Genomic DNA, 16,511 nt, shown 5'->3' with positions numbered 1-16,511 from the left:
CTAGTCTGAAGTTCGGACTCTGAAGTCTTGAGTCTTAAATTCAAACATAAAGTCAAAGCTTCATTAAAGAGATTAGGCGTAAAGCAATTCCGGTAATTTTTTGGCTATGGTAGTCCTGCCATTCGCTTTACTTCGTTACACTCGTGCACACTGCTGTCGGGTTTGTTTAACTTAAAACAGCAATGCTAAACCCAGTTTCTTCCTTTCATCCGTCCAAATTTCACCTCCTATTTCTCAAATCCCGTATCTGACTTCTCAAATCTATTTTTACCTTTGAAGCATGAATGCTTACCTGATAAAAGCCGCCACAATTGTAAACGAGGGACAAAAAATTGTTGCTGATGTATTAATTAAAGATGGATTAATTGAAAAAATTGGTCAAAATCTTTCTGCACCCGAAGCACAGGAAATTAACGCTGAAGGACAATACCTTTTACCGGGAATGATTGATGATCAGGTTCATTTCCGTGAGCCAGGTTTAACACATAAAGCAGATATATTTACGGAGAGTATGGCCGCTGTTGCAGGAGGAATTACCTCTTTTATGGAGATGCCGAATACAGTTCCGAATACTTTAACTCAGGAATTACTGGCTGATAAATATGCCATTGCAGCAGAAACTTCTTTAGCCAATTACTCTTTTTACATGGGTGCCAGCAATGACAACATTGATGAAGTGTTAAAAACTGACCCTAAAAATGTATGTGGCATAAAAGTTTTTATGGGTTCATCAACCGGCAATATGCTGGTGGATAATGAAAAAACGCTGGAAAATATTTTCAGCAAAGCCCCCATTTTAGTAGCCACACACTGTGAGGATGAAGCAACGATCCGCCATAATCTGGCCGCATTTAAAGCAAAATACGGTGATGATTTAACCATTGATATGCATCCGCTGATTCGCAGCGCAGAAGCATGTTATACCTCATCGTCATTAGCTGTTGAACTAGCGAAACGCTACCAAACGCGTTTGCATATTCTTCATATTTCAACGGCTAAAGAAATAGCCTTATTTGATCATACAACTCCATTAAAAGATAAAAAAATCACGGCTGAGGCCTGCGTACATCACCTCTGGTTTAACGATAAAGATTATGCTTCAAAAGGAAATTTCATTAAATGGAATCCTGCAGTAAAAACCGAAGATGATCAAAAAGGTGTATTACAGGGCGTTCTCAATGACTATATTGATGTAATTGCAACGGACCATGCGCCTCACACCCTGGAAGAAAAAAATCAACCTTATGCGCAGGCTCCATCGGGCGGACCATTGGTTCAGCATGCTTTGCCTGCCTTATTGGAAATGCATCTGCAGGGCAAAATTTCTTTAGAAAAAATTGCAGAAAAAACGGCACATAACCTGGCGATCTGTTTCGATATTGAAAAACGTGGGTTCATCCGCGAGGGATATTGGGCTGACCTGGCTTTGGTTGACCTGAAAGATTCCTGGAAAGTAACCAAATTGAATAATTTCTACAAATGTGGCTGGAGTCCGTTTGACGGAGACACCTTCCAGGCCAGTATTACTCACACTTTCGTATCAGGAAATCTGGCTTATCAAAATGGCAAATTCACGACTGATCAGATTGGGAAACGCCTAACTTTTGCACGATAGATTTGTTATATTTGTCTACCACAATGATTATAATATGGAAACACTAATCATACATCCAAAAAACAAAGACCAACTCTCAGCTTTAAAGGCATTTGTAAAAGCTTTAAAAATTGAGTTTACTACAGAAAAAAGCCCATACAAGCCTGATTTTGTTGCTAAAATAAAAGGAAGTCAGAAGCAAATGAAAGAAGGAAAAGGGGTCAAAATTGCTGTAGAAGATTTATGGAAATAAGTTATTTGTTACCTTATGTATAAGCCGTGATTAAAAATCCATTATGCTTTCAATACTATGGAAATCATATATTTATGATGAAGCATTAGCTGACATCAAATTTTGGAAGAAATCAGAAAATAAAACCGTTCAGAAGAAAATTGAACAGTTGATTGTAGATATTTTGGAACATCCATACACATACACAGGAATTGGCAAACCAGAACCTTTAAAATATGATTTATCCAATCTATGGTCTAGAAGAATAAATGGAGAGCACAGAATCATCTATCAAATATTAAACAATGCTTTACACATCCATTCGTTAAGAGGTCATTATAAATAAATAATGATAGCGCGCCCAATACTAATCAAATTAATTGTTTTACTTGGCCTTGCTTTCTTAATTTTTTTCTTTGGCTTCTTCCCTACCCTGGTCCAAAAATATTATTCAACAGGTTTTTATCCTTACATTTCTTCAGCACTAAGGTTTATATCATCTATTTTTCCTTTCGCCATTGGCGATATCATTTATGCCTTATTGATTGGCTTTGTACTTTATAAAATCATTAGATTTTACAAAAGACGGAGATCACTAAAAAAGCAGGATAGAATTCTTGTCCCCTTACAGATTTTAAACTTTTTTTTAATTCTTTACATTGTTTTCAAACTGTTTTGGGGATTAAATTACAGCAGACCGAGCGTAAGTGACGAGTTAGGGATAGGAAATGAAAAGTATAATGTTAAGGAGCTTGTTTCGCTTGGAGAATATTTCATAAAAAAAACGAATGCTTTAAAAGTAGAGCAAAACAAGAACGTTGCCTACGCTATAACTGATTTAGAAACTAATTCCGCAAAAGCTTACGATCTGATGGAGAAAAAAAATCCATTATTTGCATACCAAAGCCCCTGCTTAAAATCAGTTTTAATTCCATGGATGTTGAGTAAAGCTGGTATTGAAGGCTATTACGCACCGCTTTCTGGCGAAGCCAATATGAACATGAACCTACCTGACTTTGTTAAACCTTATGTTTCCTGTCACGAGATTGCACATCAGCTAGGCATTGCTTATGAAGATGAAGCAAACCTTTTAGGTTATTTAACAGCCAGCAATAGTCCTGATGTGAATTATCAATATTCAGCGAACTATGAAATGATCAGGTATATCTTATTCGAAATCAGAATGAAATCACCTGAAGATTACAAGCGGCTCCATGATACATTATCACCCTTAGTTTTAGCTGATTTTAAAACTGAAAAAGAATTCTGGCGAAAATATAATGGCGAAATGTTCGCCTATATGGATGCTGCTTTTGACCGCTTTCTGAAACTCAACAACCAGAAAAAAGGAATCGACAGTTACCAGGATATTGTGATTTGGCTGTGGAATATACATAAAAATGAGTTGAAAGTTAAGAATTGAAAGCCTAGGCGTATATAACCTGCATGGATGGAAAGGTATCCAAACTTACCACCTATAACTTACAACCTACAACTTTTACCCATGTATCGCCTCTTTCGTTCCAAAACTTTGAATCAATTCCCCTTCAAAATCCAGCCATTCCTTCCAGCGTTTATCTACATCGACATCCGTACTGTATTTACGGGCAAAATTTAAGAATGTAGTATAATGCCCCGCCTCTGAAACCATTAGCTCATGGTAGAATTTAGCCAGTTCTGCGTCCTTAATATTTAATGAAAGTACGCGAAAACGTTCACAACTTCTGGCCTCAATCATCGCTGCAAACAAAAGCCTGTCGATAAAAGCCTGATTACGGCTACCATCCTTTTTACTGAATTTTACCAAACGGCCAACATAATCATCCTTACGTTCACGGCTTAAGGTATAACCACGCTGTTTAATAATCTCAATTACCATTTGGAAATGCTGCATCTCTTCAATGGCAATGGCCGTTAATTCATCAACCAGATCCTGGTGTTCTGAATTTTGAGTAATTAATGTAATCGCATTGGATGCTGCTTTTTGTTCGCACCAGGCATGGTCAGATAAAATTTCTTCTAAATTAGATTCCGCGATATTTGCCCAGCGTGGGTCTGTCAACAATTTTAATCCTAACATGTGGTGGTGTAATTGAGCCGCAAAATTAAGAATATTTAAGATACGTTTATATATCCCGCAGGTTTAATCGATAATCGCAGATCCAGATTTTAATCTGAGAAAATCACATTTATCTGCAGGAGCAAAAAAAAAGAGCTTATTTTGTAGAAATGAGTAGAAGCGTAAAAAAATTATTGATTATTGGATTAGTCTGGCCCGAACCAACCTCTTCGGCAGCGGGAACACGGATGATTCAACTGGTCGATTTATTTTTGAACAAAAATTACGAAATCACTTTTGCCTCTGCAGCATCAAAAAGTGATTTCAGTTATGATTTCGCACAAACTCCTGTTATTGAGCAGCAAATAAAGCTGAATGATGAAAGCTTTAATTCATTTTTAAAAACACTAAACCCTGAAATTGTCATGTTCGACCGTTTTATGGTAGAAGAACAATATGGCTGGAGGGTTCAACAGGAATGCCCTGATGCATTGAGGATTTTAGATACGGAAGATTTACATTTCCTGCGAAGTGCCCGCCAGCAAAGCGATAAAAAGCAAACCGAAATCAATTTGTTTTCTGATACTGCAAAGCGCGAAATGGCTTCAATTTTACGTTGCGATTTATCTTTAATCATTTCAGAAGTGGAGATGGATATCCTGAAAAATCAATTCAAAGTTGATCCTTCACTGATTTATTATTTACCATTTCTGGAAGAAGAAATCAATCAGCAAGTGATCGAAAAATGGATTCCCTTTGAAGACCGGACAGATTTTGTTTTCATTGGCAATTTCCTTCATGAGCCCAACTGGAATACTGTTCAGGTTTTAAAAACCAGGATCTGGCCTCTGCTCAGAAAAAGGCTCCCAAACACAAATTTGAATATATTTGGATCTTATGCCTCGCAAAAAGTGCTGCAACTGGATAATAAAAACGAAAAATTCTTAATTAAAGGAAGAGCTGCAAATGCTAAGGAAACCATTGCTAAACATCGAATATTACTTGCCCCTATTCAATTTGGCGCAGGTGCAAAAGGTAAGTTTATTGATGCCATGCAGGTTGGCACGCCGTCTGTAACTACATCTGTAGGCGCAGAAGCCATGAAAGGTGATTTAGATTGGAATGGTAGCATTGAAAATGATCTGGAACTTTTTATAGAGGAAGCCGTAAAACTTTATCAGGATAAAAATTCCTGGCAAGTCGCGCAGCAGAACGGTGTCCAGATCACTAACCAAAGATATTCGGTAAAACATTTCGCTGACCCATTCATACAAGAAGTTGAGAGACTATCTTCAGGTTTAACTACACACCGGCAAAATAACTTCTTCGGTCAGATTTTAAACCACCATACCACACAAAGTACAAGATACATGTCACTTTGGATTGAAGAAAAAAACAAGAAATAGTCTATTTCTCCATCTTACCTCACATCATTCTTCCCAACTCACCTAAAACTCCGATTATTTATTTTCCTTTTGTAACATTTCAGAAATATATTAGATTTGCGCATTATTTAAAATAAGTCTAAATAAAATCCAAACAAATTTCAATGTCTAATCTTTATAAGAAACTGTTATTTTTAATTGTTTTTAAGGGTATTTATGCCCTTGCCGCGGCCCAGGAATTGGTAACCATCAATGGTAAAGTAACCAATGAATCCGGTGAAGTGATTCCTGGCGTTAATGTATATGCTGATCATGGAAACGAAAAAACAACTACCGATCAACAGGGAAATTTCAATTTATCTGTGAGCAAAACCACATTAACTATTAAATTCAGTTATGTCGGCTATATCACCACCAGCAGAAATATTAACATGAATCGTGATAAAATCACTTTGAATGTGAGCTTATCTCCAACAAAATCAGATTTACAGCAAGTTGAGATTACCGGGAGAAAAGAGAAAACCTACAAAAACACAGCTACTTTCATTGGTAGCAAATCAGAAATCCTGTTAAAAGATTTACCTCAATCGGTTTCTTATGCCAGTAAGGAATTAATTGCAGATCAGGGTGCTGTACGGGTTGGTGAAGTGGTCAAAAATTTCAGCGGCGTAAATCAGTTCACTTTTTATGATGACATCACAATCCGTGGTTTCAGAATTAATGGTGGTAGCAATACCCAGTTAATTAATGGCATGCGTACCAGCACCGGTTTCTGGAAACAGCCCCTGGCCAATTACCTGGAGCGTGTTGAGGTATTAAAAGGACCCTCATCAGCACTTTATGGCAATGCGAGTCCGGGTGGTGTAATTAACCGCGTAACCAAAAAACCTTTGGCAGAAACGCGTAAATCACTGAGCCTTTCTATGGGAAGTTACAATACTTTCCGTGCCCTTGCCGATGTAACCGGACCAGCAAATAAAGATAGTACTTTGCTATACCGCGTGAACTTTGGTTACGAGGATGCAAATTCATTCCGCGATTTACAATTTGATAAAAATGTGGTTATTGCACCATCACTTACGTTCTTACCTTCGAAAAACACCAGTTTAAATTTCGACCTGGTGTACAATGATTCCAAAAGCCGTTTAGATCGTGGGCAATCTGTTTTTGGGAATGGAAACCTGTATTCCACGCCGCAATCAACTTCACTAAATACAGGGAACGACCGGCTGAATGAGAAAACTTATAATGTTGCGCTTTCCTTAAATCACCGTTTTAATGATAACCTGAATTTTACAGCTTCTTACATGAAGACAGGATACAGCGAAGATTTGTATGAACATAGAAGTGCCAACGCCTATGCTTTAGATGCGACCGGAAAACCAGTAGATAATCTAATCGCCATGCAAATTTTTAACCGTATCCGTAAAAGGTATATTGATAACTTCTCCGGCTTTATTAATTATAAAATAAAAACGGGAAAAATTGAACAAACCATTGTAGCAAGCTATGATTTTGCCAGCGAAAAACTTCCGGTTGGCGCTTCCCAACTGACGGCTAATAACTATCGCAATGCAGCCAATACCGGCGCAATCAGCTTTGTAAAATCAGACTATGATAAGGATCCTACCAACTATATCAAGCGGTTCCTTGTGGTAAATAATTTGCTGGTACCGAATGTACCATCGTTCAACCTGAATGATGTAATGGCGTCTCAGCGTATGCAAGACGATAGCAAAAACTTTTTTACCCAGGCGGCCTATGATCCAACCTATTATTTTCTACATGCTGGTTACGTACAGGACAATATCAAATTTGGAAAACTGCAGGCCTTGCTTGGACTTCGCTACGAATATTATACCGATTTCGCCAATTACCTTAAACCGAATGAAGCAAAAGCACATTCTAAAGCATTACTACCAAGATTTGGTTTAGTGTACTCAGCTACACCAAACATTAACCTTTACGGAACTTATGTAATGGGTTACACGCCACAAACTGCTTCGGCCATTTCCAACCCAAATGCCGGCGGACCATTTGATCCTTTAAAAAGCAATATGATTGAATTTGGTGCAAAAACGAGTTGGCTGGATGATCGCTTAACAGCTTCTGCTGCCATTTACCAGATTAAACAAACCAATGTGCTTTATCCTGCAAATGTTTCCGGCCAACCAGATCTTTTGCGTGCAGTAGGCGAAGAACGTTCAAGAGGCATTGAATTCGACATTATTGGGCGCATTATTCCTCAATTGAGCATATTAGCATCATATTCTTATAATCAGGCCATGATTACGGATAGCCCTGTTGCATCAGAAGTTGGTATACAGAAACCAAATGCACCTCATCATACCGCCAACATCTGGGCAAAATATAACTTTAGTGATGGTATCTTGAAAGGACTTGGCATTGGTGCTGGTTCAAATTATGTAGATTCCAGAATCTTATCTTTGAATTTTAATCAAACCATTCCAAGCTATACTTTATTCAATGCTGCACTTTATTATAATGTTGGTAAGGTACAAGTACAGTTTAACATGAATAATATTACGAATAAAGTGCATTGGGTTGGCGGGTACGATTACCTAAGACTTTTCCCGGGTACACCTTCAAATTATTTATTTACTTTGGGTTATACATTCAATTAAAATCTTGAAAAAATTTAAAAAAACAGCTGCTTTAATACACCTCTGGCTTGGACTGATTAGTGGTGTTGTCATTACCATTGTAGCCATTACCGGCTGTATATACGTTTTTGAAGAGGAGTTGTTTAATTTTTTCCATCAGGATATTGTTTATACAAAGGCAGCGGGCAAACCATTGCCTTTGTATATCTTAGAAGACAAGGCACAGAAGGCACTTCCAGTTGACGAAAAATTTAATCGTGTGGAAGTAAAATCAGATCGGTACGCTTATATATTTTCAGCTTCTAAAGTCAATAAAAAGACTAAATCAATTTTTTATCTTGCTCAGGTAGCCTATAGTAAAGAGGTGTATATCGATCAGTTTAGCGGTAAGGTTCTAGGTGTTATTGATCTTAAACATGAATTTTTCAGTATTGTCAGACTGATTCATCAATATTTGCTATTTAAGAAGCCTATTGGAAGTTTTATCGTAGGCTCTTCTGTACTCCTGTTTCTGGTGATCATTATTACAGGCTTTATCATCTGGCTTCCCAAAAAGTTAAAAAACATCAGGCAACGCTTAACAGTAAAGTGGAATGCAAGGTTTAAACGACTTAACTGGGATTTGCACAGTACATTTGGTTTTTATGTGATTCCATTTGCACTGGTAATGGTTATCACTGGCCTGGTGTGGTCATTTAAATGGTGGGAACTGGGCATTTATAAGTCATTGGGCACACCTAAAAAGCCAAATTTATTAAGAGAATACGTACAATCTCCGGCTGAACATAAAACCAGATTAGCCAGTAACCTGGCCTTAAATACCCTGATCAGGTTGAATAAAGGGAATTACGAAGCGATCCTGCTAAATTATCCTGAAGAAAAAAAGGCAAGTATGATGGCTACCGTTCAGATCATTCATTCAGGAGATGCCTGGCGGGGATTAAGTTATTTTTACTTCAATCCAAATACGGGTTTACTTACGGATCAAATCTTACATCAGCATAAGCCGTTGGGATTAAAATGGCGCAATTCCAATCTCGATATCCATGATGGTGGCTTATTGGGCTGGCCTACTAAGATACTGGCCTTTCTGGCTGCCTTAATTATTGCAACCTTGCCCACTACCGGATTTTTAATCTGGTGGGGGAAAAAGAAAAAAAGAGGCTTCTGATCTGATCAAAAGCCTCTTTAACATCGATATTCAGCTGATTTTAAAAGTTAAAAGCCAATTTGGTAAAGAGCCTGCGACCATTAAAGCCCATTTGAACAGCATCCCATGCACCGCCTGTCTCGCCATCATAAGCCGAGAGTTTAGCACCTTGAACATAGCCATAATCCGGGTGAATATTGAATACATTATCTACACCAAAAAACACGGTCATCCTTTTTGATACTTTGTAAGAACCATAAAGATCAGTAACCATTTTACCAGAATAATTGAATTGCTCCAATACGGTTGTGGCCGGATCGTTATCCAGCGCAACCAAGGGTGGGTAAGTATTTTCATAGCCATAACCCAAAATCGAAATTTTACCATAGTACAAAAAGCGTGTTCCCAACATCCAATTGCCAAAACCATAATCTAAGTTTAAGCCTAGTTTTACAGGAGGTGCAGACGCTTTAATGTAAGCCTGTTCACGATCGCTAAAAAATGCCTGTTGATTTTCATAAGAACCATTTAAAGCATTAGGAATGTTAATTTTATCAATATTTAAGTGGTTTAAGTTTCCGGTAAATAAAACCCTGATGCTCTTATTATCGAATCGTTTGTTATAATCTACCACTAAATCCAAACCATAATTTGTGGTGTTAACCGCATTTGCAAAGAACTGTGCCTGTGATACATTCAATTGATTTAATATCGGCTTCAACGCTGGAATACTTTCATCAAACTGACCTGACAAAACTACCCTATCTTTAATATTGATGCGATAACCATCCAAGGTAACGTTAATCTCCGGTACAGGCTTCCATGAAAATCCTAAACTGGCATTCATAGATTTTTCCTGTTTTAAATCAGGAATTCCTGCAGCTTTGGTAATTGGACTATAGTTTGGTGCAATTTTAACCTCGAAAACATTACCTCCCTGTACATTGGTAAAGGTATTGCTAAAATTAATTTGCTGTAGCGATGGTGCCCGGAAACCCGTACTTAATGATCCCCGAATATTAAAATTATTCGTTAGCTTGTAACGGGTAGCGAATTTGTAATTGCTGGTGAAACCAAAATCGTTATAGTTTTCGGCTCTCACCGCAACACCAATCAGCCATTTATCAGTTGCATCTAATTCAGCATCAACATAAGCCGCCACGTTTGATCGGCTGGCATTCACTTCATCACCTGGCTGATAACCAGGAAAACCTTGTGCCCCGGTAGCTTTATCAGGGTTATAGTTGGCATAGGAGTCTTTTTCACCAGCATAAATCTGATAATTTTCATATCGATGTTCCAGGCCAAATGCTAAATTTAATCCTGATGCAACATCAGGTATTGCTTTACTTAAATTGAAGTTAACCGTGTTCTGCAAAAATGAGAAACCGCCATCATCAAAATGCGTTTTTCCGGCACCCAAAGAAGCATTGAAAGTCTGATCACCATAAAAATGGAAATTATTCCGTCCCAATGTGTTGCTTAAATCCCAGTTCCAATCGTTACCCCAAATGCCTTTTACTCCCGCCGCAAAAGAAAGATCCTGAATTTTAGTCTGAATGATCGGATCAAAATAAGTTTCTCCGTCTATTGTAGTTTGTAAAATAGGGTTTCCTGCAACTCCATCAGGAAAACGCTCCGGCCTGTCTGATAAATTTCGGGTGTAAGCATAGGCATCAGAGGCTTTTATATTACCACCTCCAAAAGAGTAAATAGTTGTTTTAGTATGTGCAATCGGCAATTCCATATTGTACATTAAACCACCGGAGGTTACTGACCCATCTCCTGTAGATCTCCTCACCGTATTAATAGGCAAACCATCTTTGGTACTTAAATCTGTATTCAGGTTTTGCCTGAATGTTTTTCCATTGGCAAAAAAGTTACCGGAGAAATTGATAAAACCATTATTTTTCCCCAGTGCCAGACCATAATTAGTGCCCAATGAAAAAGCATTGCCATCTATTGCGCCACCATGGCGATACTGACCCAGCTCTTTAGCATAATAAGTATTATTTCTCGGATCATAATAGCCCGAGTAGCCGGTATTGACACTTAAAACACCAACATCTTTTTTTAAGATCAGGTTGATTACGCCCGCAATGGCATCAGATCCGTATTGGGCTGAGGCCCCGTCTCTTAAAATCTCCACCCGATCTATTGAAGATTCGGGAATGGCATTTAAATCCGTTCCTGAATTTCCCCTTCCACGGGTTCCGAATACGGCAACAAATGCCGTTTGGTGACGGCGTTTACCATTCACTAAAACCAATGTCTGATCTGGCCCCAAACCTCTAAGCGTAGCCAAATCTATCTGATCGGCACCATCTGACCCACTTTGTTTATTAAAATTAAAAGATGGAGAAGCCGCATTTAAAATAGAGGTTAAATCCATTTTTGCGGTAGGCATATTTACCTGGTTAATTTTAATCACATCAACAGGAACTGGTGTTAACATGGATGAGCGACCTTTTCCACGTGTTCCAACCACCACAAAATCACCAAGATTTTGTGAACCTTCAGACAGCGTAATTGATGAAGCCATAGCGGCAGTCACTTCTTTGGTTTCATAACCAATTGCACTAATCACTAAAATAGCCTGATTGGAAACTGAAATCTGAAAGTCTCCATTTTGATCCGTAACCGCACCCTTACCAGTCCCCTTTTCTTTAACAGAAGCGGCAATAATTCCTTCTCCTTTCGTAGTTAAAACCTTTCCCTTAACCAAATTCTGGGCTAAGGCAGTAATCGGAAGCATAAAAGCCGCCATTAACACATAAAGTAATCGTTTTTTCATATTTATTTCGCTAGATACAAGCAATATAAATTAAAAAACCATTCATTTTGTTAAAAAATAAATTAATAAACAAAATAAAAACCACAAACAAACGAATTAACTTCAATTAAACCCAAAAACGTATATTTAATACAACAGATTTATAGATTTTCTGTAGAAATTGAATAAAAATCATTCAAATAAAAAGACTAAAACTTATGCATTCTTGCTAACAAATGAATGACATAACCTTTATTTAAAAAGCATATTTTTGTTGCTATGGCAAAAATATCAATCAACCTTGCTACAGGTTCATTTCAAAAGGAAGAAATCATAGTCGGAATCGATTTAGGCACAACCAATAGTTTAGTCGCTTTTATTAATCCAGATAAAAATCCGCAGGTGATTAACGATGCCGGAAAGGGATTATTGGTACCATCTGTGGTTTATTTTAACAGCCAGAATGAAGCTATTGTGGGGAATGAAGCTAAGGAATATTTAACTACTGATCCGGCCAACACTATATTTTCAGTTAAAAGATTATTAGGCCGCTCCTATAAGGATGTTGCTGAACATGCTGCTATTTTCTCTTATAAGATCATTGATGATGATAGCGATGCCCTGGTAAAAATTCAGGCAGGTGACCGTTTTTATACCCCTATTGAACTATCTGCAGAAATTTTAAAAGAACTGAAAGCCAGGGCAGAACATGCTTTAAAGACACCTGTTAACCGGGCTGTAATTACTGTTCCAGCTTATTTTAATGATAGTCAGCGCCAGGCCACCCGCGATGCAGGTAAACTCGCCGGTTTAGACGTAATGCGAATTGTAAATGAACCTACCGCTGCTAGTTTAGCTTATGGAATTGGTTTAGATCCTACGCAACAAAAAACCATTGCCGTTTATGATTTAGGTGGTGGAACATTTGATGTTTCTATTCTTCAAATTCAGAATGGAATTTTTGAAGTACTTGCTACAAATGGAAATACTTATTTAGGTGGTGATGATTTTGATAATGCCATTTTAAACCATTGGATAGAAAAAAATAATTTAGACATTAAGGTATTGGCTGAAGATAATATCCTGATGCAAACCTTGCGTTTACAAGCTGAAGCAGCAAAAAAAGCATTGTCTTCGCAAAATTTATACAATGAAAAAGTTGGTGAAATCTGGTGTACATTAGATCAGCAAACTTTTGAACAGCTCATTGCGCCGAAGGTTGAAGAAACCATTAGCGCTTGTAAAAATGCTTTAAAGGATGCTGAACTTAAGGCTGATGATATTGATGAGGTGATTTTAGTTGGTGGCTCCACCCGTACCCCATTTGTCAAACAACAGGTAGAAAATTTCTTTGGCAAAACACCTCAAGATAACATTAATCAGGATGAAGTGGTGGCATTGGGTGCAGCCATTCAGGCTGATGTATTGGCCGGCAACCGTTCTGATATCTTATTGTTAGATGTAACCCCTCTTTCTTTGGGCATCGAAACCATGGGTGGATTAATGGATGTGATTATTGCCCGCAACAGTAAGGTGCCCACAAAAGCAGGTCGCCAGTATACGACATCCATTGATGGGCAGGTAAACATGAAAATCTCCGTTTTTCAGGGCGAACGCGATCTGGTAAAAGAAAATCGTAAACTGGCTGAATTTGAATTAAGAGGCATTCCGGCTATGCCTGCCGGATTACCTAAAGTTGATATTAACTTTTTATTGAACGCCGATGGCATTTTAACTGTTCAGGCAATTGAACTGCGTTCTGGCGTGAAACAGGAAATCGAAATTACACCAAGCTATGGTTTAAGTGATGACACTGTAGAAAAAATGCTGATTGATAGCATCACCCACGCCAAAAGCGACGTTGAGCAACGAATGTTGATCGAAGCAAGAAGTGAAGGTGAGCAATTGGTTTACACGGCCGAAGGTTTTATCAAAAAACATGCAGAACATTTAAGCGAGACCGAAATTGCAGAAACTGTGGCACATATCGAAGCGTTAAAAACAGCTTTAGCCTCACAAGAAAAAGATACCATTTTAAAGAAAGCAGATGAACTGAATGAATTTACCCGCCCATTTGCAGAACGTGTAATGGATGCGGCGGTTTCTACAGCGATGAAGGGGAAGAAGATTGAGTAGTAAGTCCGGAGTTCAGCATCGTTAGTCTAGTAGAGTCAATATGTAAATTTAAGGCATAAAGTATCGTTCTGAATGAGATTCCAAATTTCTTATTAAGCATTTGCCATATAAGAAAATGAAGGGCGATTATCCCGTGAATATTTTCTTATATGGTAATTCCCGCTTTCTTATCATACATCAAAAACCGCTAAACCTTAATCCCCTATCTTTGTTAAATAAATTTTAGCATTATGGAATTAGGTATTGGCATGTTCGGCGATTTGCAAATTAATGCAAAAGGAGATATTCAACCCGCACAACAAAGGCTTCAGGAAATTATAGAAGAAATTAAATTGATGGACCAGGTTGGTCTTGATTTTTATGGTATTGGTGAGCACCATCGCCCTGATTATGCAGTTTCCAGTCCTGAAATTATTTTGGCGGCCGCAGCAACTGTGACCAAAAAAATCAAATTAAGCAGTGCAGTTTCCGTTTTAAGCTCCTCAGATCCCGTAAAGTTGTACCAGAACTTTGCAACAATAGACTTAATCTCAAACGGCCGGGCCGAGCTTATGGCCGGTCGCGGAAGTTTCATCGAATCATTTCCTTTGTTTGGCTATGACCTTCAGGATTACGATGAGCTTTACGAAGAAAAGCTCGAATTGCTTTTAAAAATAAACCGTGAACCCAAAGTTAACTGGAAGGGCAAATTCAGGGCCGGTTTGGTGAATCAGGAAGTTTTGCCACGTGCAGTAAATAATAACCTCAAGATTTGGGTTGCCGTAGGTGGTACGCCACAATCTGTTGAACGGGCAGGCAGATTAGGCTTACCTGTCATGTTTGCCATTATCGGTGGTCAGCCAAATCAATTTAAACCCCTTTTTGATTACTATAAAAAAGTTTATCAGGCCCATGGTCATGATATGGCTAAATTTGAAGTGGGCGTACACATGCATTCCTTGTTTGGAGCGAACAGCCGGGACATTTCAGATTATTACTTCCCCTTGTATTCAGCTCAAATGAATAGAATTGGAAAATCACGCGGCTGGGCACCTTTTCAGAGAAACCAGTTTGAAGCCGGCCGGAGCCCCGAGGGTGCTTTAATTATTGGTGATGTCAATGAATCCGTTGATAAAATTTTAGCCATGGAAGCCACATTTGGCTTAACCCGTTTTTCAGCGCATATGGATGTTGGCGGGCCATCTCATGCGGCCATGATGAAATCAATAGAGCTCTTCGGAAATCAGATTGCGCCTGCCGTTAGAAAAGCCCTGCAGCCATAAATGAGGTCAGATAATCTTGGGAATTGGCATAAAACTTGAAACAGAACAGTTATGCATATTACTTAAGGTTTGGCTTTAATTCTATACTGAATGGATTATTATATCTATAAATCGTTTTTAAACTTTTAAAATTAAGATGATCAGATGAGTTTTTTAAAAAAATTATTTGGTTCAGATGCTCCTGAAAGGGAAGAACCAGAAGTACTCATGGAATTGAGAAGTCCGGCTTGTCCGATTACCGCTATTGTGGAGCAGGATAATCAAGTTGCTTATTTTTATTTGTGGGGTGATGAAGATTCCGATTTCGGAGTTAAAGCCTGCTGGATCAGAAACCTGGATGAAGCCCCCTTAAATGCAGATTTAAAACAAATGGAAGAAGGAATTCCGCCAATGTTAACCAAAGCATACTGCAGGTTTCCAGAAGGACAGACACCTTTGCACGCAGATGATTTGGAAATTGTTTGGCTTGAGGAAGGTGATGGTGCTGCTTTAATGGAAAAGGGAGAAGTTATTGCCCTTATCCCATCCTGGGCTGGTATGAATGGTTTTTCAGGCTATGCCAGAGACTGTGTTGGTGAAGGAGAATATTGCTGGGAACTCAAATCTTCTAATATCTTATTAGAAAGGGTTAAAAAAGCGAAAGATTACTGGCAATTGTGGGATCAGGAAATTAATCCATTTCAAATGATTCAGCCTCAGTTACTTCAACAATATGAAGATCATTTAGGTAAAAGTGATCAATATTTTGCGATAGATGGAAACGAATGGCCACCAAGGGGCTTATTCTTAAAGAAAGGAGAAGTTAAGGATGTATTTGTAACCGTTGGACTATCGTTGCTACCTATGCCGGTGGCTGAAATGTATAGCGAAGACCCTAATACGGTAAACAGAATAGAATTGGGCTTACTCTTAAATGCTGGCTTGACGCAGGCAGAGCTTAACCTTATTGGCGGTTGGATCAGCGGTCAGGCGGGCATTCCGTGGAAGAGAATTTCCTGGCTTGGTAACGGGCACACCATTACTTTTAATATTTTTGAGCACACAAAAATGACGTCAGTAGTACTGGTGAAACATTTAAATAACTTACCTGATATCCCGCTTGAAAATTACCGTGATAGTCAGGTGAATATATTATGGATGGTACCCATTACTGAAAAAGAGAGAAATTATATTACAGATCATGGATTTGAGCCCTTCAGTGAAGGGTTAAATAACATCGGATCAGAAATTTTCAATATTCACCGTGATGAAATTAATTTAAGTTAAAATCAGCACAAATAATATATATTTTTTATC

At 38.3% G+C, this 16,511-nt stretch carries 12 protein-coding genes; 10 read left to right on the top strand and 2 right to left on the bottom strand.

Going from position 1 to position 16,511, the window contains the following annotated elements; genetic code table 11:
• Positions 1-280 precede the first annotated feature (280 nt).
• The 4 genes from OQX64_RS00605 to OQX64_RS00590 are packed head-to-tail and all read left to right on the top strand — an operon-like array spanning position 281 to position 3,249.
• Positions 281-1,615 (top strand): dihydroorotase, encoded by a 1,335-nt coding sequence (locus OQX64_RS00605; protein ID WP_265817055.1) that lies wholly within the window; start codon positions 281-283, stop codon positions 1,613-1,615.
• A gap of 34 nt (positions 1,616-1,649) precedes the next feature.
• Positions 1,650-1,847 (top strand): DUF2683 family protein, encoded by a 198-nt coding sequence (locus OQX64_RS00600; RefSeq protein WP_265817053.1) that lies wholly within the window; start codon positions 1,650-1,652, stop codon positions 1,845-1,847.
• Between the two features lie 43 nt (positions 1,848-1,890).
• The gene (locus OQX64_RS00595) at positions 1,891-2,172 is read left to right on the top strand and encodes a Txe/YoeB family addiction module toxin (RefSeq protein ID WP_265817052.1); all 282 of its coding nucleotides are present in this window, start codon (positions 1,891-1,893) and stop codon (positions 2,170-2,172) included.
• A gap of 3 nt (positions 2,173-2,175) precedes the next feature.
• Positions 2,176-3,249, top strand: coding sequence for a DUF3810 domain-containing protein (locus OQX64_RS00590; RefSeq protein ID WP_265817051.1), 1,074 nt, complete (start codon positions 2,176-2,178; stop codon positions 3,247-3,249).
• Between the two features lie 75 nt (positions 3,250-3,324).
• On the opposite strand, the gene OQX64_RS00585 is transcribed toward OQX64_RS00590, so the two are convergent.
• On the bottom strand, positions 3,325-3,906 hold the full coding sequence (locus tag OQX64_RS00585; RefSeq protein WP_088300888.1) for a tRNA-(ms[2]io[6]A)-hydroxylase: 582 nt from the start codon (positions 3,904-3,906) through the stop codon (positions 3,325-3,327).
• A gap of 149 nt (positions 3,907-4,055) precedes the next feature.
• Between OQX64_RS00585 and OQX64_RS00580 the strand changes: the two genes are divergently transcribed.
• The 3 genes from OQX64_RS00580 to OQX64_RS00570 all read left to right on the top strand — a co-directional run bounded on the left by OQX64_RS00580 (position 4,056) and on the right by OQX64_RS00570 (position 9,065).
• Positions 4,056-5,291, top strand: a complete 1,236-nt coding sequence (locus OQX64_RS00580) for a glycosyltransferase (RefSeq protein ID WP_265817050.1) — start codon at positions 4,056-4,058, stop codon at positions 5,289-5,291.
• Between the two features lie 143 nt (positions 5,292-5,434).
• The gene (locus OQX64_RS00575; protein ID WP_265817048.1) at positions 5,435-7,915 is read left to right on the top strand and encodes a TonB-dependent receptor; all 2,481 of its coding nucleotides are present in this window, start codon (positions 5,435-5,437) and stop codon (positions 7,913-7,915) included.
• Between the two features lie 4 nt (positions 7,916-7,919).
• On the top strand, positions 7,920-9,065 hold the full coding sequence (locus OQX64_RS00570) for a PepSY-associated TM helix domain-containing protein (RefSeq protein ID WP_265817046.1): 1,146 nt from the start codon (positions 7,920-7,922) through the stop codon (positions 9,063-9,065).
• 40 nt (positions 9,066-9,105) lie between these two features.
• Here the strand turns inward: OQX64_RS00570 and OQX64_RS00565 are convergent, their stop codons facing one another.
• Complete coding sequence (locus OQX64_RS00565; protein WP_265817044.1) at positions 9,106-11,838, bottom strand: TonB-dependent receptor; 2,733 nt, start codon at positions 11,836-11,838, stop codon at positions 9,106-9,108.
• Between the two features lie 258 nt (positions 11,839-12,096).
• Here OQX64_RS00565 and hscA point away from each other — a divergent pair, with 258 nt between their 5' ends.
• The 3 genes from hscA to OQX64_RS00550 all read left to right on the top strand — a co-directional run bounded on the left by hscA (position 12,097) and on the right by OQX64_RS00550 (position 16,481).
• A complete protein-coding gene (gene hscA / locus OQX64_RS00560; protein WP_265817043.1) occupies positions 12,097-13,953 on the top strand; it encodes a Fe-S protein assembly chaperone HscA in 1,857 nt (618 codons plus the stop codon).
• Between the two features lie 230 nt (positions 13,954-14,183).
• The gene (locus OQX64_RS00555) at positions 14,184-15,215 is read left to right on the top strand and encodes an Atu2307/SP_0267 family LLM class monooxygenase (protein WP_265817041.1); all 1,032 of its coding nucleotides are present in this window, start codon (positions 14,184-14,186) and stop codon (positions 15,213-15,215) included.
• A gap of 144 nt (positions 15,216-15,359) precedes the next feature.
• Positions 15,360-16,481 (top strand): suppressor of fused domain protein, encoded by a 1,122-nt coding sequence (locus OQX64_RS00550; protein WP_265817040.1) that lies wholly within the window; start codon positions 15,360-15,362, stop codon positions 16,479-16,481.
• The last annotated feature ends 30 nt before the right edge of the window (positions 16,482-16,511 follow it).

This window comes from Pedobacter sp. GR22-10, from assembly GCF_026239715.1.
Lineage (GTDB): Bacteria > Bacteroidota > Bacteroidia > Sphingobacteriales > Sphingobacteriaceae > Pedobacter.
This window is presented reverse-complemented; position numbering and strand designations above follow the sequence as displayed.